The sequence below is a fragment of the Pseudomonas paraglycinae genome (genome assembly GCF_021601625.1).
GTDB lineage: Bacteria > Pseudomonadota > Gammaproteobacteria > Pseudomonadales > Pseudomonadaceae > Aquipseudomonas > Aquipseudomonas paraglycinae.
Map to the genome: position 1 here is coordinate 19,334 of NZ_BQHR01000019.1, position 15,917 is coordinate 35,250.

Here is a 15,917-nt window from a genome sequence, read left to right on the forward strand (position 1 = left end):
GCGCAGGCCCGGAAAACGGGGCGTAGCGACACACTGCCTATTTAACAGCAAAGCCTGCGGCTACTCAAATCACGCCGGCCAGCGGCAACGCGTGGGACGATTTGTCGCCTCTATCGGGTCGATACGGGGGCTGCGGGGTGGGGGTGGCCTTGCTACAGTGAACCGACACCTGCTGGATGAATTTCAATCGCCGTTAGGGGGTAAGCATGGCAATCGATATCGGTATCAGTGAAGAAGACCGCAAATCCATCGTCGAAGGGCTCTCGCGCCTGCTGTCCGACACATACGTGCTGTATCTGAAGACTCACAACTTCCACTGGAACGTCACCGGGCCGATGTTCCGGACCCTGCATCTGATGTTCGAGGAGCAATACAACGAACTGGCACTGGCGGTCGACTCGATCGCCGAACGCATCCGGGCGCTGGGTTTCCCAGCGCCGGGCGCCTATGCGACTTATGCACGTCTTTCCTCCATTAAAGAAGAGGTGGGCGTGCCGAGTGCCGAAGACATGATCAAGCAGCTGGTCGAAGGTCAGGAAGCAGTCACCCGCACGGCGCGGGGGATTTTCCCTTTGCTGGATAAAGTCAGCGATGAGCCAACCGCCGACCTGCTGACCCAGCGCATGCAGGTTCACGAGAAAACCGCGTGGATGTTGCGCGCACTGCTCGAGGCTTGATGAAGGGAAGCGCATGGACATTCATGGTTCGTGCGCTGTTCTCTTGTTCCCCCGGAAATTTCACTCACGACGGTAGGAAACAAGGAAGACACCCCACCGCTCCATGATCCTCCGTATCGCGTTGGCTTATCCTACGTGGATGGTCAAAAAGTCATCTGGATCTGCCTTTGCACCTGCGCTTTTAATGAGATCTCAGGATTTCGCCTTGATCACAGGCGCAGAAATGACAAAGGAGTGTCAGCAATATGGAAGGTGGAGACAGGCGAGGCGACATTGCTGTCGTTTTACAGCAGGACAAGTTCGAGGAGCCGTTTCTCGGCGGGTTCGACATGGAGCTGATCCGGCCGTTGTCCCGATCGGTACGCTTGAACGGGTTCGCGACCTGCATGCGGCTGGAGTAGGTTTACTGGAACATCCTGGGCCGGATGGCCGAGGACAATTGCTGTTCGGTCGGCACGCTGTTGTCCCGTGTCGATCGTGAAGTTCACCTGCGCCATGGCGGGGTGAAAAACTTCAGCGGTCTGATACGGGTGGTGTGTGTGGTGCATGGTCTACGGGATTCTCCGGGGATGCACGGCGCGGGATGTCACTGACGAGACGGCCTGTGCAGTCTTCCGGCTGCACAGGCCGCATTTAATGGATATAATCCCGCTCTTTCGCCGCACAGCCCTGCGCGTGCTGGCAATCTGATTGCCGAGACAACCCCATGCCGATGTACGATTACCAATGTGCTTCCTGTGGTCATCAGTTGGAAGCCATTCAAAAGATCAGCGACGCACCACTGGTCGATTGTCCTGCCTGCCAGGCGCCGGAACTCAAGAAGCAGCTGTCGATGCCGGGCTTTCGCCTCAGCGGCAGCGGCTGGTACGAAACCGATTTCAAGACCGGCGCGAAGAAGAATCTGGCCGGTGGCGACAAATCTGACTAGGGTTCAAACCCAGGTCGAACGACACGCGCGAGTTTCCACTAGTTGCACAGTGCTTGAGTGCAGCGGGATCTCCACCGAATTTCGAATTACGAGAAGCGAACCACTACCATGATGCGCAGCCATTATTGCGGCCAACTGAACGAAAGCCTGGAAGGCCAGGAAATTACCCTTTGCGGATGGGTTCACCGTCGTCGCGACCACGGCGGGGTGATTTTCCTCGATATCCGTGATCGTGACGGTCTGGCCCAGGTAGTGTTCGATCCGGATCGCGCCGAGAGCTTCGCCGCCGCCGATCGCGTGCGCAGCGAATACGTCGTGAAGATCACCGGCAAGGTGCGTCTGCGTCCGGCCGGTGCCACCAACGCCAACATGGCGTCGGGCATGATCGAAGTGCTGGGCTACGAACTCGAAGTGCTGAACGAGTCGGAAACCCCGCCGTTCCCGCTGAACGAGTTCTCCGACGTTGGCGAAGAAACCCGTCTGCGCTATCGCTTCCTGGACCTGCGTCGTCCGGAAATGGCCGAGAAGCTGCGTCTGCGTTCGCGCATGACCACCAGCATCCGTCGCTACCTGGACGAGAACGGCTTCCTCGACGTCGAAACGCCGATCCTGACCCGTGCCACGCCGGAAGGCGCGCGCGACTACCTCGTGCCGAGCCGTACCCACGCCGGTTCGTTCTTCGCGCTGCCGCAATCGCCACAGCTGTTCAAGCAACTGCTGATGGTTGCCGGCTTCGACCGCTACTACCAGATCGCCAAGTGCTTCCGCGACGAAGACCTGCGTGCCGACCGTCAGCCTGAGTTCACTCAGATCGACATCGAGACCAGCTTCCTCGACGAAAAAGACATCATGGGCCTGACCGAAGGCATGATCCGCAACCTGTTCAAGGAAGTGCTGGATCTGGAATTCGGTGAATTCCCGCACATGACGTTCGAAGAAGCCATGCGCCGTTACGGTTCCGACAAGCCGGACCTGCGTAACCCGCTGGAGCTGGTCGACGTGGCCGATCAGCTGAAAGAAGTTGATTTCAAGGTCTTCAGCGGCCCTGCCAACGATCCGAAATGCCGTATCGCCGCACTGCGCGTACCAGGCGGGGCGAGCATGCCGCGCAAGCAGATCGACGACTACACCAAGTTCGTCGGCATCTACGGTGCCAAGGGCCTGGCGTACATCAAGGTCAACGAGCGTGCTGCCGGTGTTGACGGTCTGCAATCGCCGATCGTGAAAAACATCCCGGAAGCCAACCTGAACGTGATCCTCGATCGCGTTGGCGCAGTCGACGGTGACATCGTGTTCTTCGGCGCCGACAAGGCCAAGATCGTCAGCGAAGCCCTGGGCGCGCTGCGTATCAAGCTCGGTCACGACCTGAAGCTGCTGACCTGCGAATGGGCGCCGATGTGGGTCGTCGACTTCCCGATGTTCGAAGAGAACGACGACGGCAGCTTCTCGGCGCTGCACCACCCGTTCACCGCGCCGAAGTGCTCGCCGGAAGAGCTGGAAGCCAACCCGGCCGGCGCTCTGTCCCGTGCCTACGACATGGTGCTGAACGGCACCGAGCTGGGCGGCGGTTCGATCCGTATCCACCGTAAAGAGATGCAACAGGCGGTGTTCCGTCTGCTGGGCATCAACGAAGCGGAACAGGAAGAGAAGTTCGGCTTCCTGCTCGACGCCCTGAAATACGGCGCGCCGCCGCACGGTGGTCTGGCCTTCGGTCTGGACCGTCTGGTGATGCTGATGACCGGCGCCCAGTCGATCCGTGAAGTGATCGCCTTCCCGAAAACCCAGAGTGCTGCCGACGTGATGACGCAGGCGCCGGGTGTCGTGGATGCGAAGGCATTGCGCGAATTGCACATTCGTTTGCGCGAAACGCCAAAGGCCGAGTAAGACGGGCCTGAAGGCGCATCTTCGGATGCGCCTTTTTTCTTTCTGCAGTGATTGAAAACAAGATTTTTTTGCTGGCCGATGCACTTGCATGGCGGGCATTGTTCAAGAGAATTCGGAGCGAGTTATGGCAGGTCATTCCAAGTGGGCGAACATCAAGCACCGCAAAGAACGCCAGGATGCCAAGAGAGGCAAGATCTTCACCAAGTGGATCCGCGAGCTGACCGTGGCGGCCCGTCAGGGCGGCGGTGATCCGGGCTCCAACCCGCGTCTGCGTCTGGCACTGGACAAGGCACTGGGCGCCAACATGAGCCGCGACATCATCGACCGTGCCGTGGCCCGTGGCGCCGGCGCGACCGAAGCCGACAACGTTGAAGAGCTGACCTACGAAGGTTACGGCCCGGGTGGCGTGGCGGTGATGGTCGAGTGCATGACCGACAACCGCAACCGCACCGCAGCGGCCGTGCGTCATGCGTTCAGCAAGTGTGGTGGCAACCTCGGTACCGACGGTTCGGTAGCCTATCTGTTCGAACGCAAGGGTCAGATCAGCTTTGCCCCGGGCGTTGACGAAGATGCGCTGACGGAAGCGGCGCTGGAAGCCGATGCTGACGATGTGGTCAGCCACGAAGACGGCTCGATCGACGTGTTCACCTCGTTCACCAGTTTCTACGCGGTACGCAATGCCCTGGAAGCCGCTGGCTTCAAGGGTGATGACGCGGAAATCGTCATGCAGCCGACCACCAGCGCCGAACTGGATCTGGAGGGCGCCGAGAAGGTGCTCAAGCTGATCGACATGCTGGAAGACCTGGACGACGTGCAGAACGTCTACTCCAACGCGGATATTCCGGAAGACGTGGCCGCTCAGCTCGGTTGAGAGCGACTACGATTCAATGTGGGAGATTCCGGGTCTGAGGCTTTCCCTCAAACCCGGAATCTCCCACATTTGTTTTTGTGTTTTTTCGAACCAGCAGGCTTATGACTTTAATTCTTGGTATCGACCCCGGTTCGCGCATTACCGGTTACGGCATTGTTCGCGATACCGGACGCGGCGGTTGTATCTATGTCGCCTCGGGTTGTATCCGCACCGGTGCCGGCGAGCTGCATGAGCGGTTGCAGATCGTCTATCGCGGCGTGAGGGAAATCATCCAGACCTACGGCCCGGTCACCATGGGCATCGAAAAGGTGTTCATGGCGAAAAACGCCGATTCGGCGCTGAAGCTCGGGCAGGCCCGTGGGGCCGCTATCGTTGCCGGCGCCGAAGAAAGCCTGGAAATCGCCGAGTACACGGCCACCCAGGTCAAGCAGGCTGTGGTGGGGACTGGCGCTGCCAATAAAGAGCAGGTGCAGATGATGGTCATGCACATGCTCAAGCTGACCAGCAAACCGCAAATCGACGCATCGGATGCCCTGGCGATTGCCATTTGTCACGCCCACACCCGCTCCAGTCTGTTGCCGCACGGCTTGGGAGCGGCACGCAGTCGTGGCGGGCGCCTGCGTCTCTGATAGCATCAGCAGTCAATTTCACGGAATGTGGATTTCGCGCCTGGGTCGTCGGCCGTCAATCCATGTTCTGTCGGTCGCCAGCCCACGGCTGGCCAACGCTCAAGGATCTGAAACGTGATTGGACGCTTGCGCGGCACTCTGGCTGAGAAACAGCCGCCGCACCTGATTCTGGATGTAAACGGCCTCGGGTATGAGCTGGAAGTGCCCATGACCACCCTTTATCGTCTGCCGTCGGTCGGTGAACCGCTGACCTTGCACACCCATTTGGTCGTACGCGAAGACGCGCAGTTACTCTATGGTTTTGCCGGCAAGCGTGAGCGAGACTTTTTTCGCGAGTTGATCCGTCTCAATGGTGTGGGGCCGAAACTGGCCCTGGCCTTGATGTCGAGTCTGGAAGTCGACGAGCTGATCCGCTGCGTGCAGTCCCAGGACACCTCGGCGTTGACCAAGGTGCCGGGCGTGGGCAAGAAAACTGCCGAGCGTCTTCTGGTCGAACTCAAGGATCGCTTCAAGGCCTGGGAAACCTCGCCGGCCATGTTCGCATTGGTGCCGAACCAGCCGGACGGCCCGGCGCCGGTCAACACCGCCGAGAACGATGCGGTCAGCGCGCTGATTTCCCTGGGCTACAAGCCACAGGAAGCGAGCAAGGCGATTTCCGCGATCAAAGAGAAAGGCCTGAGCAGCGAAGACATGATTCGACGCGCCCTGAAGGGAATGATTTAAGTGATTGAAGCTGATCGTCTGATCGCCGCCACGCACAGTCCGCGTGAGCGCGAAGAAGTCCAGGATCGGGCGATACGTCCCGTCAGCCTGGCCGAATACATCGGCCAGCCGACCGTTCGCGAGCAGATGGAACTGTTTATCCAGGCCGCCCGTGGCCGTAGCGAATCCCTCGACCACACCCTGATCTTCGGTCCGCCGGGGTTGGGTAAAACCACGCTGGCCAACATCATCGCCCAGGAAATGGGCGTGTCGATCAAGAGCACTTCCGGCCCGGTGCTGGAACGTCCGGGGGATCTGGCGGCGCTCTTGACCAATCTTGAGCCGCACGACGTGCTGTTCATCGATGAAATCCATCGCCTCTCGCCGATCGTCGAAGAAGTGCTGTACCCAGCGATGGAAGACTTCCAGCTCGACATTATGATCGGTGAAGGGCCGGCGGCGCGTTCGATCAAGCTCGATCTGCCGCCGTTCACTCTGGTCGGTGCGACCACGCGGGCGGGCATGCTGACCAACCCGTTGCGCGACCGTTTCGGTATCGTCCAGCGTCTCGAGTTCTACAGCACCGCAGACCTGGCAACGATTGTCAGCCGTTCGGCGAGCATCCTCGGCCTGCCGCTGGATCCGGAAGGGTCGTTCGAGATTGCCCGCCGCGCCCGTGGTACGCCGCGGATCGCCAACCGACTGTTGCGCCGGGTGCGGGATTTCGCCGAAGTCCGCGCCAAGGGCCACATCACCAAGGCTGTCGCGGATCTGGCGCTGAACCTGCTGGATGTCGACGAACATGGCTTCGATCATCAGGACCGGCGTCTGCTGTTGACCATGATCGAGAAATTCGACGGTGGTCCGGTGGGCATCGACAGTCTGGCGGCAGCGATCAGCGAAGAACGGCACACCATTGAAGACGTGCTGGAGCCATATCTGATTCAGCAGGGTTACATCATGCGGACGCCGCGGGGCAGGGTGGTTACTCGTCACGCGTACTTGCATTTTGGTTTAAACATTCCGACACGAATGGGCGAGATGCCCGTGGTAGACGAGTTTCTCGATGCCGTGGACGATTAATACACATTTATTGTCGATTTATTCAGCGTTTGTACTGTCTCAGGACGGTACTTTTGCGGTAAAGCCTTCGAACAATGAAAAACAGTTGCCTGGCCGGATTGGCAACCCGAGGAGTAAGCACTAGAGTATGCGCGCGCAAAACGGGCTTGAGCCGTTCGCACATCGTTGTCGCGTTTATTACGAGGACACCGATGCGGGCGGCATCGTGTATTACGTTAATTACCTCAAGTTTATGGAACGGGCTCGAACCGAGCGGCTCCGGGAGCTGGGCTTTGCCCAGTCGGCGCTGGCAGGGGAGGACCTGTTGTTCGTCGTGCATTCCAGCGAAGCGCGTTATCACGCGCCGGCGCGACTGGACGACGAGCTTCTGGTAAGCGCTGATGTAATCGAATTGAACCGTGTCAGCCTGCGCTTTCGACAGCAGGTCAGGCGGGCAACGGATAATGTGCTGCTCTGCGAAGGGCAGTTTCTGGTGGCCTGTGTGCGCACTAACAGTTTGAAACCCCGGGCCCTTCCCGAAGACCTGCGTGCGGCCTTTGCCGACGCGGTCGGCACGGGTACACACTCAAAGCAGGAGATAAAGCGTGGAAGCTAACGTCGTCGACCATTCCTCCATGTGGAGCCTGGTCAGCAATGCCAGCATCGTGGTGCAGTTGGTAATGTTGACCCTGGTAGCCGCATCGGTGACCTCATGGATCATGATCTTTCAGCGCAGCAACCTGCTGCGCGCCGGTCGACGTGCCCTGGAGAGCTTCGAGGAGCGCTTCTGGTCGGGTATCGACCTGTCCAAACTCTACCGTCAGGCCGGCAGCAACCCGGATCCGGATTCGGGTGTCGAGCAGATCTTCCGTGCCGGCTTCAAGGAGTTCTCCCGTCTGCGTCAGCAGCCAGGTGTCGACCCTGAAGCGGTAATGGAAGGTGTGGCCCGTGCCATGCGCGTCGCCATCTCCCGTGAAGAAGAAAAGCTCGAGCAGAGCCTGCCGTTCCTCGCCACCGTCGGTTCCGTCAGCCCGTACATCGGTCTGTTCGGTACCGTCTGGGGGATCATGAACTCCTTCCGTGGTCTGGCCAGCGCCCAGCAGGCCACTCTGGCCACCGTCGCACCCGGCATCGCCGAAGCCCTGATCGCCACCGCGATCGGTCTGTTCGCCGCGATCCCGGCCGTTATCGCTTACAACCGTTTCTCTGCCCGCAGCGAAACCTTGCTGAGCCGCTACTACACCTTCGCCGATGAATTCCAGGCGATCCTGCACCGCAAAGTGCACACCAGCGAAGAATAAGCAGGTATTTCCCGATGGCTTTAATCACTCGAGCCCGACACAAGCGCAAGCCGGTCGCCGAGATGAACGTAGTGCCTTACATCGACGTGATGCTGGTGCTGCTGGTCATCTTCATGGTGACTGCGCCGATGCTCAATCAGGGCGTGAAAGTGGATCTGCCCAAGGTTTCCAGCGAAGCCTTGCCGCAGGACAACAACACCCAGGTGCTGACCATTTCGATCAAGTCGGACAAGACCTACTACTGGAACCTTGGCAGCGAAGTCGACACCGAGAAGCAGCAGGACCGGGCCATGACCCTGCCACAGATGACCGACGCGGTGACCAAGATCATTCGCGCCGGCACTGAAGGCGGCAAGCGTACCCAGGTCTTCATCCGTGGCGACAAGTCCGTCGATTATGGCTCCGTCATGGGCGCCATGGGCGGGTTGCAGAAAGCCGGGGTCGGTAACGTTGGCTTGATCACCGAGGCGCCCTGATGCAGCAACAGCGAGAGCCGTCCGCCTCGGAAAGCTACTTCTGGCCTAGTGTCTGGGCGATTGGCTTGCACGTGCTGGTGTTCGGCATGCTATTCGTCAGTTTCGCCCTGACTCCGGAGCTGCCGCCGGCCAAGCCGATTGTCCAAGCGACCCTGTACCAGCTGAAATCGAAAAGTCAGGCAACCACCCAGACCAATCAGAAGATTGCGGGTGAGGCGAAGAAATCCGCCGCACGCCAGACCGAAGTCGAGCAGATGGAGCAGAAAAAGGTCGAGCAGGAAGCGGTGAAGGCTGCGGAACAAAAGAAAGAAGAAGCGGCTCAAAAGGCCGAGGAAGCCAAGAAGGCCGATGAGGCGAAGAAAGCGGACGAGGCGAAGAAGGCTGATGAAGCCAAGAAAGCCGACGACGCGAAGAAAGCCGCCGAAGCCAAGAAGGCAGAAGAGAAACAATTGGCTGATATAGCCAAGAAGAAAGCCGAAGAAGAAGCCAAGAAGGCTGCTGAAGAAGAGGCCAAGAAAGCGGCCGCTGAAGAAGCCAAGAAGAAGATCGTCGAAGACGCGAAGAAGAAAGCCGCCGAAGACGCCAAGAAGAAAGCTGAAGCTGAAGAGGCGAAGAAGAAAGTCGCCGAAGACGCGAAGAAGAAAGCTGCTGCCGATGCTGCGAAGAAGAAAGCGCAGGACGCGGCACGTAAATCCGCCGAAGACAAAAAGGCTCAGGCCCTGGCAGATTTGCTTTCCGACACGCCGCAGCGCCAGCAGGCCTTGGCCGATGAGCAGGGCGATGAAGTCGCGGGGAGTTTCGATGACCTGATTCGTGCGCGGGCAGCGGAAGGCTGGGCACGTCCACCTTCGGCACGCAAAGGCATGACGGTTGTGCTGCAGATCGGCATGTTGCCGGACGGTACGGTGACTTCGGTCAGCGTGGCCAAGTCCAGTGGCGACGGTCCGTTCGATGCGTCGGCAGTGGCAGCGGTCAAGAATATTGGACGTTTGACGGAAATGCAGGGAATCAAGCCGAGCGATTTCGCTCCGTATCGTTCATTCAAGATGACATTCACACCTGAGGATCTAGCCTTGTGAGAAACCTTCTTCGAGGAATGCTGGTCGTGATCTGCTGCATGGCAGGGATCGCGATGGCGGATGAAAAGAACATTCTGGTCACCAGCGGCAGCGATCGGGCAACGCCGATCGCCGTCGTACCGTTCGGTTTTCAGGGCGGTGCCGTCCTGCCGGATGACATGGCTGAAATCATTGGTAACGATTTGCGCAACTCGGGCTATTACTCGCCGATTCCAAAGCAAAACATGATCAGCCAGCCAAGCCAGCCGAGCGAAATCATCTTCCGTGACTGGAAGGCGGTGGGCGCGCAATACATGATGGTCGGCAGCATCGCGCCGGCCGGTGGCCGTCTGCAGGTGCAGTGGGCTCTGTTCAACGTCGCCACCGAGCAGAAAGTGGCTGACGGCAGTGTGTCCGGTACCACCGAACAACTGCGTGACATGGCGCACTTCATCTCCGATCAGTCGTTCGAAAAGCTGACCGGTATTAAAGGTGCATTCTCGACTCGCCTGCTGTACGTCACAGCCGAGCGTTTCTCCGAGAAGAACACCCGTTACACCCTGCAGCGCTCGGACTATGACGGCGCCCGCGCCGTGACCCTGCTGCAATCGCGCGAGCCGATCCTGTCGCCGCGTTTTGCACCGGACGGCAAGCGTATCGCCTACGTGTCGTTCGAGCAGAAGCGTCCGCGCATCTTCATGCAGAACATCGACACCGGTCGCCGCGAGCAGATCACCAACTTCGAAGGCCTGAATGGCGCGCCAGCCTGGTCGCCGGACGGCAATCGCCTGGCGTTCGTGCTGTCGAAAGATGGTAACCCGGACATCTACGTGATGAACCTCGGTTCGCGTCAGATCACCCGTGTGACCGCAGGTCCTGGCATCAACACCGAACCGTACTGGGGCAAGGATGGTTCGACCATCTACTTCACCTCCGACCGTGGTGGCAAGCCGCAGATCTACAAGACCAGTGCCGGTGGCGGTGGTGCCGAGCGTGTGACGTTCGTGGGCAACTACAACGCCAACCCCAAGCTTTCGGCGGATGAAAAGACCCTGGTGATGATCCATCGTCAGGACGGTTTCACCAATTTCAAAGTGGCGGCCCAGGATTTGCAGCGCGGAAGTGTAAAAATCCTCACTGATAGCACTCTGGACGAGTCGCCTACTGTTGCGCCCAACGGCACCATGGTAATCTACGCCACCCGCCAGCAGGGCCGGGGAGTCTTGATGCTCGTGTCCATTAATGGACGCGTGAGGCTCCCGCTTCCTACCGCTCAAGGCGAAGTCAGAGAACCGTCCTGGTCCCCTTACCTGAACTGACGCGGCGCTTTACGTTTTACTTAACACACTGGGGTTCATTAGGAGTTTCACGATGGAAATGCTGAAGTTTGGTAAATTTGCTGCGCTGGCTCTGGCCATGGCTGTAGCTGTAGGTTGCTCGTCCAAAGGCGGCGACAACGCCGGTGAAGGCGCTGTTGATCCAAACGCTGGTTACGGCGCAAACACTGGTGCAGTTGACGGTTCCCTGAGCGAAGAAGCTGCTCTGCGCGCAATCACCACCTTCTACTTCGAATACGACAGCTCGGACCTGAAGCCAGAAGCCATGCGCGCTCTGGACGTTCACGCCAAAGACCTGAAAGCAAACGGCGCTCGCGTTGTTCTGGAAGGCAACACCGACGAACGTGGTACTCGTGAGTACAACATGGCACTGGGCGAGCGTCGTGCGAAAGCCGTTCAGCGCTACCTGGTACTGCAAGGTGTTTCCCCAGCTCAGCTGGAACTGGTTTCCTACGGCGAAGAGCGTCCAGTTGCTACCGGCAACGACGAGCAGTCCTGGGCTCAAAACCGTCGCGTCGAACTGCGTAAGTAATTCGATATGCGAACGTGCCGTCGTGCTGTAACTGTTCTGGCTCTCAGCCTCGCGCCGCTTGCGGCATGGGCTGCGGTTCCTGTGGTCGATGACAACTCCGGTTATAACAATAGCGGGAGCAGTTATCCGCCTGCAGGTTACGGTACGAACGGCGCCTATGCCGGGGGAGCGGCTTCGGCCCCTGCCTCGGCAAACGGCATGCTGTTCAACCAACTGCAACAAATGCAGGATCAGATATCGCGCCAGCAAGGCGTGATCGAAGAACTGCAGAACCAAGTTTCGCGCATGAAGCAGGAATCCCTGGAGCGATACCAGGATCTTGATCGGCGCATAGGATCCGGCGTTGCACCTGCCGCGACTCCCGAGAATTCTTCTGCCGGTGGCGATGCAAGTGCTGCTGCCGGTGCCGCCGCTGGAGCCGGGGCCGCTGCGGCCGCCCAGGCACCTGCCGCAGGTAGCGAACCGGCTGATCCGGCCAAGGAAAAGCTGTATTACGATGCAGCTTTCGACCTGATCAAGGCCAAGGATTTCGACAAGGCCAGCCAGGCGTTTGCCGCTTTCCTGCGTAAATACCCGAACAGCCAATACGCGGGCAACGCCCAGTACTGGTTGGGTGAAGTGAACCTGGCCAAAGGCGATCTGCAAGGTGCAGGTCAGGCTTTCGCCAAGGTGTCGCAGCTGTATCCCAAGCACGCCAAAGTGCCGGATTCGCTGTACAAGCTGGCTGACGTAGAACGGCGCCTCGGTCATACCGACAAGGTCAAAGGCATTCTGCAGCAGGTGGTGGCCCAGTATCCGGGTACCTCCGCCGCTCAATTGGCCCAGCGCGATCTGCAACGCATGTAACAGCTTTGACCCGTTTGGAAGAAACCCGCGCTTGTCGCGGGTTTTTTCGTTAGAATTCACGCCCTTTTATGAAACACGCTTCTGGTGATCTACGCGTTGGCGGGGTTGCCTGAAGTGCCTGACGGAGGCGGACAGCCTGTTTAGCTGTTACGCCCGTGGCGACTATGCAAGACACATTGAGAATCACCGAAGTTTTCTACTCGTTGCAGGGGGAAACGCGGACTGCCGGGCTGCCCACTGTTTTCGTGCGCCTGACCGGTTGCCCGTTGCGTTGCCAATACTGCGACAGCGCCTACGCGTTCAGCGGTGGCACGATCCGTACCCTCGACGACATCCTCGAGCAAGTGGCCGGCTTTCGCCCGCGCTACGTCTGTGTCACTGGCGGTGAGCCGCTGGCACAACCCAATGCCATCCCTTTGCTCAAGCAGTTGTGCGATGCCGGCTACGAAGTCTCGCTGGAAACCAGCGGCGCCCTCGATATTTCGGCGGTCGATCCGCGAGTCAGTCGGGTGGTCGACCTGAAGACGCCTGACTCCAAAGAAGCCCATCGCAACCGTTACGAGAACATCGAACTGCTGACGCCCAACGATCAGGTGAAGTTTGTCATCTGCTCGAGGGAGGACTACGACTGGGCGGTATCGAAGCTGATCCAGTACGGTCTTGAGCGACGTGCGGGTGAAGTGCTGTTTTCTCCAAGTCACCACGACCTGAACGCTCGGGATCTGGCGGACTGGGTGGTGGCGGATAACCTGCCAGTGCGCCTGCAACTGCAGCTGCATAAATATCTATGGAATGATGAGCCGGGGCGCTGAGATGACTGAACAACTGAACACTAGCCAGAAACGTGCGGTAATCCTGCTGTCGGGTGGTCTGGATTCCGCCACTGTCGTGGCCATGGCCCGCGCTGAAGGCTACGCCTGCTACACCATGAGTTTCGATTACGGTCAGCGTTCCAACGCCGAACTGCATGCTGCTGCTCGCGTTGCCCGCGATCTGGGCGTGGTCGAGCACAAGGTGATCGGCCTGAACCTGAACGGCATGGGCGGTTCGGCCTTGACCGACACCAGTATCGACATCCCGGAAGAGCTGGGCGAAGGCATCCCGGTGACTTACGTGCCGGCGCGCAACACGGTTTTCCTGTCGCTGGCTCTGGGCTGGGCTGAAGTGCTCGGCGCCCGTGACATCTTTATCGGCGTCAACGCGGTGGACTACTCCGGTTACCCGGATTGCCGTCCGGAGTTCATCGAGTCGTTCGAGCGCATGGCCAATCTGGCAACCAAGGCTGGCGTCGAAGGCAATGGTTTCCGCATCCAGGCACCGCTGCAGAACCTGAGCAAGGCGCAGATCGTCCAGGCGGGCGTGAAGCTTGGCGTTGATTACGGGCTGACTGTTTCCTGCTATCAGGCCGACGATGATGGCCGCGCTTGCGGCAAATGCGACAGCTGCCGACTGCGTGCAGAAGGCTTCGCAGCGGCCGGAATCAGCGACCCGACACCTTATTTTTGATTTTTTTCAAATTAGGTGTTGAATAGTCCTTAAAAATCAGTATTATACGCGCCACCACACAGCGGGTCGTTAGCTCAGTTGGTAGAGCAGTTGGCTTTTAACCAATTGGTCGTAGGTTCGAATCCCACACGACCCACCATATTTGGCGGTTTAGAAAATCCGGAAGGCCCACGAAAGTGAGGATTTCCGGGTTTTTTTTTGCCTGCGATTCGGGCATCCCTCCCTTCGTTTCTTCCCGCCGTGACGCAGGTCAGAATCATCTTTTGTATCAACGGGATATTCTGTAGCCTTGCGCAGCTCCAACGCTGTCCGTGCCTGATAATACTCACTCTCCCGGCGGTACCCTCAAGCGGTCCGGAGCCGGGTGTATACTCGACTTTCGCGCGAATGCGCCTGCAGGTCTTGCGAACATGACGCAGATTTCCGAACGCCTTCTGGTACAAGCCCACCTCGACGCCAAGCAGCCCAAGCCGCTGACGGCCGAGGAAGAGGCTTATTACCGTTCCGCCATCGCCGCCGAGCTCAAGGCTCAGGACGCGGTGCTGGTTGCCCACTTTTATTGCGATCCGATCATCCAGGCCCTCGCCGAAGAAACCGGCGGTTGCGTTTCCGATTCCCTGGAAATGGCTCGCTTCGGCAACGCCCATCCGGCCAAGACCGTAGTGGTTGCCGGCGTGAAATTCATGGGCGAGACCGCGAAGATTCTCAATCCTGAAAAGCGCGTGCTGATGCCGACTCTGGAAGCGACCTGCTCGCTGGATCTGGGTTGCCCGGTGGATGAGTTCTCGGCGTTCTGCGATCAGCATCCGGAGCGCACCGTGGTGGTGTATGCCAACACCTCGGCCGCGGTCAAAGCCCGCGCCGACTGGGTAGTGACCTCCAGTTGCGCACTGGAAATCGTCGAGAGCCTGATGGACAACGGCGAAACCATTATCTGGGGCCCGGACAAGCATCTGGGCACCTACATCCAGCGTAAAACCGGCGCCGACATGCTGCTTTGGGACGGTGCCTGCATCGTCCACGAAGAGTTCAAGTCCAAGCAGCTGGAAGACATGAAAGCGCTGTACCCGGACGCCGCCATTCTGGTGCACCCGGAGTCGCCGACCTCGGTGATCGAACTGGCGGACGCCGTCGGCTCCACCAGTCAGTTGATTGCTGCCGCGCAATCGCTGCCGAACAAGACTCTGATCGTCGCTACCGACCGCGGCATCTTCTACAAGATGCAGCAGCTGTGCCCGGACAAGGTCTTCATCGAAGCGCCAACCGCCGGTAACGGCGCGGCGTGTCGCAGTTGCGCACATTGCCCGTGGATGGCCATGAACACCCTTGAGCGCACGCTCAAGTGCCTGAAGGAGGGCTCGAACGAGATCTTCGTCGACCCGGCTCTCATTCCCCAGGCGATCCGCCCGCTCAAGCGCATGCTCGATTTCACTCAAGCCGCGCGCATGAAACTGGCCGGCAACGCCTGACCTTGAGACGCAAACAAAAACGCCCCGATTGGATCGGGGCGTTTTTGCATCTGGACGATTACTTGGTTTTCTTCGGAATTCGCACGAGCTTCGTGTCGGAGTAGATGTCATGCCAGGCGCGTTTCTGTTTGTCGAACAGCGACCAGAAGAACCCCAGGCCCAGGCACAGCCACGACGCAATCGACACCATGAATCGCAGCAACGCCTGCCACAGGCTGATCGCGGTGCCATCGGCGTTCTGCACGCGAATGCCCCAGACCTGCATGCCCAGGGTCTGTCCGGCGTAAGTCCAGAACTTGGCGAAGAAGCCGAACAACACCAGCAGCAGCACCGTGGAGTACAGTGGATCGCCATCCAGTTGCCCGGCGTCGGTCAGAACCCGCAGACGCTCTTCACCGATGATCGCGGCCTGAATCATCTTGTAGACGCCACCTGTCACGATCAGCAGGGCGGTGCACAGCAGAAAGTCATAGAACATCGCTGCCAGACGACGGCCCAGGCCGACGGCGGGGAAATCGCCCTGGGGAGTGAGCAGGTGTTTCGACATGGCAGCCTCTGGACGGAAAGTGAAGCGCCATTTTACGGATTTGCGCCCACAAAAAAGCCCCTGATATCAATATCAGGGGCTTTTTCGTTACA

At 59.1% G+C, this 15,917-nt stretch carries 18 protein-coding genes, 1 tRNA gene and 1 pseudogene; 19 read left to right on the top strand and 1 reads right to left on the bottom strand.

What is annotated here, in order from left to right; translation table 11 throughout:
• The first annotated feature begins 206 nt into the window (after positions 1-206).
• The 19 genes and pseudogenes from L6D82_RS23760 (at position 207) to nadA (ending at position 15,278) form a co-directional block, all read left to right on the top strand.
• On the top strand, positions 207-677 hold the full coding sequence (locus L6D82_RS23760; RefSeq protein ID WP_039766007.1) for a Dps family protein: 471 nt from the start codon (positions 207-209) through the stop codon (positions 675-677).
• 245 nt (positions 678-922) lie between these two features.
• A pseudogene (locus L6D82_RS23765) lies at positions 923-1,270 on the top strand (ribbon-helix-helix domain-containing protein).
• Positions 1,271-1,383: 113 nt separating this feature from the next.
• On the top strand, positions 1,384-1,605 hold the full coding sequence (locus L6D82_RS23770; protein ID WP_007951210.1) for an FmdB family zinc ribbon protein: 222 nt from the start codon (positions 1,384-1,386) through the stop codon (positions 1,603-1,605).
• Positions 1,606-1,713: 108 nt separating this feature from the next.
• Positions 1,714-3,489 carry an aspartate--tRNA ligase gene (gene aspS / locus L6D82_RS23775; RefSeq protein WP_007951209.1) on the top strand — a complete coding sequence of 592 codons (1,776 nt, stop codon included), beginning with the start codon at positions 1,714-1,716 and terminating at the stop codon, positions 3,487-3,489.
• A 124-nt stretch (positions 3,490-3,613) separates the two neighbouring features.
• Positions 3,614-4,360, top strand: coding sequence for a YebC/PmpR family DNA-binding transcriptional regulator (locus L6D82_RS23780; RefSeq protein ID WP_003227527.1), 747 nt, complete (start codon positions 3,614-3,616; stop codon positions 4,358-4,360).
• Positions 4,361-4,461: 101 nt separating this feature from the next.
• Positions 4,462-4,989, top strand: coding sequence for a crossover junction endodeoxyribonuclease RuvC (gene ruvC / locus L6D82_RS23785; RefSeq protein ID WP_007912737.1), 528 nt, complete (start codon positions 4,462-4,464; stop codon positions 4,987-4,989).
• Positions 4,990-5,103: 114 nt separating this feature from the next.
• Positions 5,104-5,712, top strand: coding sequence for a Holliday junction branch migration protein RuvA (gene ruvA, locus L6D82_RS23790; RefSeq protein ID WP_007951205.1), 609 nt, complete (start codon positions 5,104-5,106; stop codon positions 5,710-5,712).
• Entirely contained in the window at positions 5,713-6,774 is a 1,062-nt protein-coding gene (ruvB, locus tag L6D82_RS23795) for a Holliday junction branch migration DNA helicase RuvB (RefSeq protein ID WP_085745203.1), read from the top strand.
• Between the two features lie 127 nt (positions 6,775-6,901).
• Positions 6,902-7,369, top strand: coding sequence for a tol-pal system-associated acyl-CoA thioesterase (gene ybgC / locus L6D82_RS23800; protein WP_236191791.1), 468 nt, complete (start codon positions 6,902-6,904; stop codon positions 7,367-7,369).
• Positions 7,359-8,054, top strand: a complete 696-nt coding sequence (gene tolQ / locus L6D82_RS23805; RefSeq protein WP_007912733.1) for a protein TolQ — start codon at positions 7,359-7,361, stop codon at positions 8,052-8,054. Before ybgC ends, tolQ begins: the two co-directional genes overlap by 11 nt.
• Before the next feature lie 23 nt (positions 8,055-8,077).
• Entirely contained in the window at positions 8,078-8,530 is a 453-nt protein-coding gene (gene tolR, locus L6D82_RS23810; RefSeq protein ID WP_162130475.1) for a protein TolR, read from the top strand.
• Complete coding sequence (gene tolA / locus L6D82_RS23815) at positions 8,530-9,609, top strand: cell envelope integrity protein TolA (protein WP_236191792.1); 1,080 nt, start codon at positions 8,530-8,532, stop codon at positions 9,607-9,609. Before tolR ends, tolA begins: the two co-directional genes overlap by 1 nt.
• Positions 9,610-9,626: 17 nt before the next feature.
• Positions 9,627-10,907, top strand: coding sequence for a Tol-Pal system beta propeller repeat protein TolB (tolB, locus tag L6D82_RS23820; protein WP_162831782.1), 1,281 nt, complete (start codon positions 9,627-9,629; stop codon positions 10,905-10,907).
• 52 nt (positions 10,908-10,959) lie between these two features.
• Positions 10,960-11,457, top strand: a complete 498-nt coding sequence (gene pal, locus L6D82_RS23825; RefSeq protein WP_003178634.1) for a peptidoglycan-associated lipoprotein Pal — start codon at positions 10,960-10,962, stop codon at positions 11,455-11,457.
• A gap of 6 nt (positions 11,458-11,463) precedes the next feature.
• Complete coding sequence (gene ybgF / locus L6D82_RS23830; protein ID WP_102717265.1) at positions 11,464-12,303, top strand: tol-pal system protein YbgF; 840 nt, start codon at positions 11,464-11,466, stop codon at positions 12,301-12,303.
• Between the two features lie 164 nt (positions 12,304-12,467).
• A complete protein-coding gene (gene queE / locus L6D82_RS23835) occupies positions 12,468-13,115 on the top strand; it encodes a 7-carboxy-7-deazaguanine synthase QueE (RefSeq protein ID WP_007951198.1) in 648 nt (215 codons plus the stop codon).
• Position 13,116: 1 nt separating this feature from the next.
• Complete coding sequence (queC, locus tag L6D82_RS23840; RefSeq protein WP_236191793.1) at positions 13,117-13,809, top strand: 7-cyano-7-deazaguanine synthase QueC; 693 nt, start codon at positions 13,117-13,119, stop codon at positions 13,807-13,809.
• A gap of 63 nt (positions 13,810-13,872) precedes the next feature.
• A tRNA-Lys gene (locus L6D82_RS23845) sits at positions 13,873-13,948 on the top strand.
• 271 nt (positions 13,949-14,219) lie between these two features.
• Positions 14,220-15,278: a quinolinate synthase NadA gene (gene nadA, locus L6D82_RS23850; protein ID WP_085689392.1), complete on the top strand. Its 1,059-nt coding sequence runs from the start codon at positions 14,220-14,222 to the stop codon at positions 15,276-15,278.
• 58 nt (positions 15,279-15,336) lie between these two features.
• Here nadA and L6D82_RS23855 read toward each other — a convergent pair whose 3' ends face one another.
• A complete protein-coding gene (locus tag L6D82_RS23855) occupies positions 15,337-15,825 on the bottom strand; it encodes an RDD family protein (protein ID WP_236191794.1) in 489 nt (162 codons plus the stop codon).
• Between the last annotated feature and the right edge of the window lie 92 nt (positions 15,826-15,917).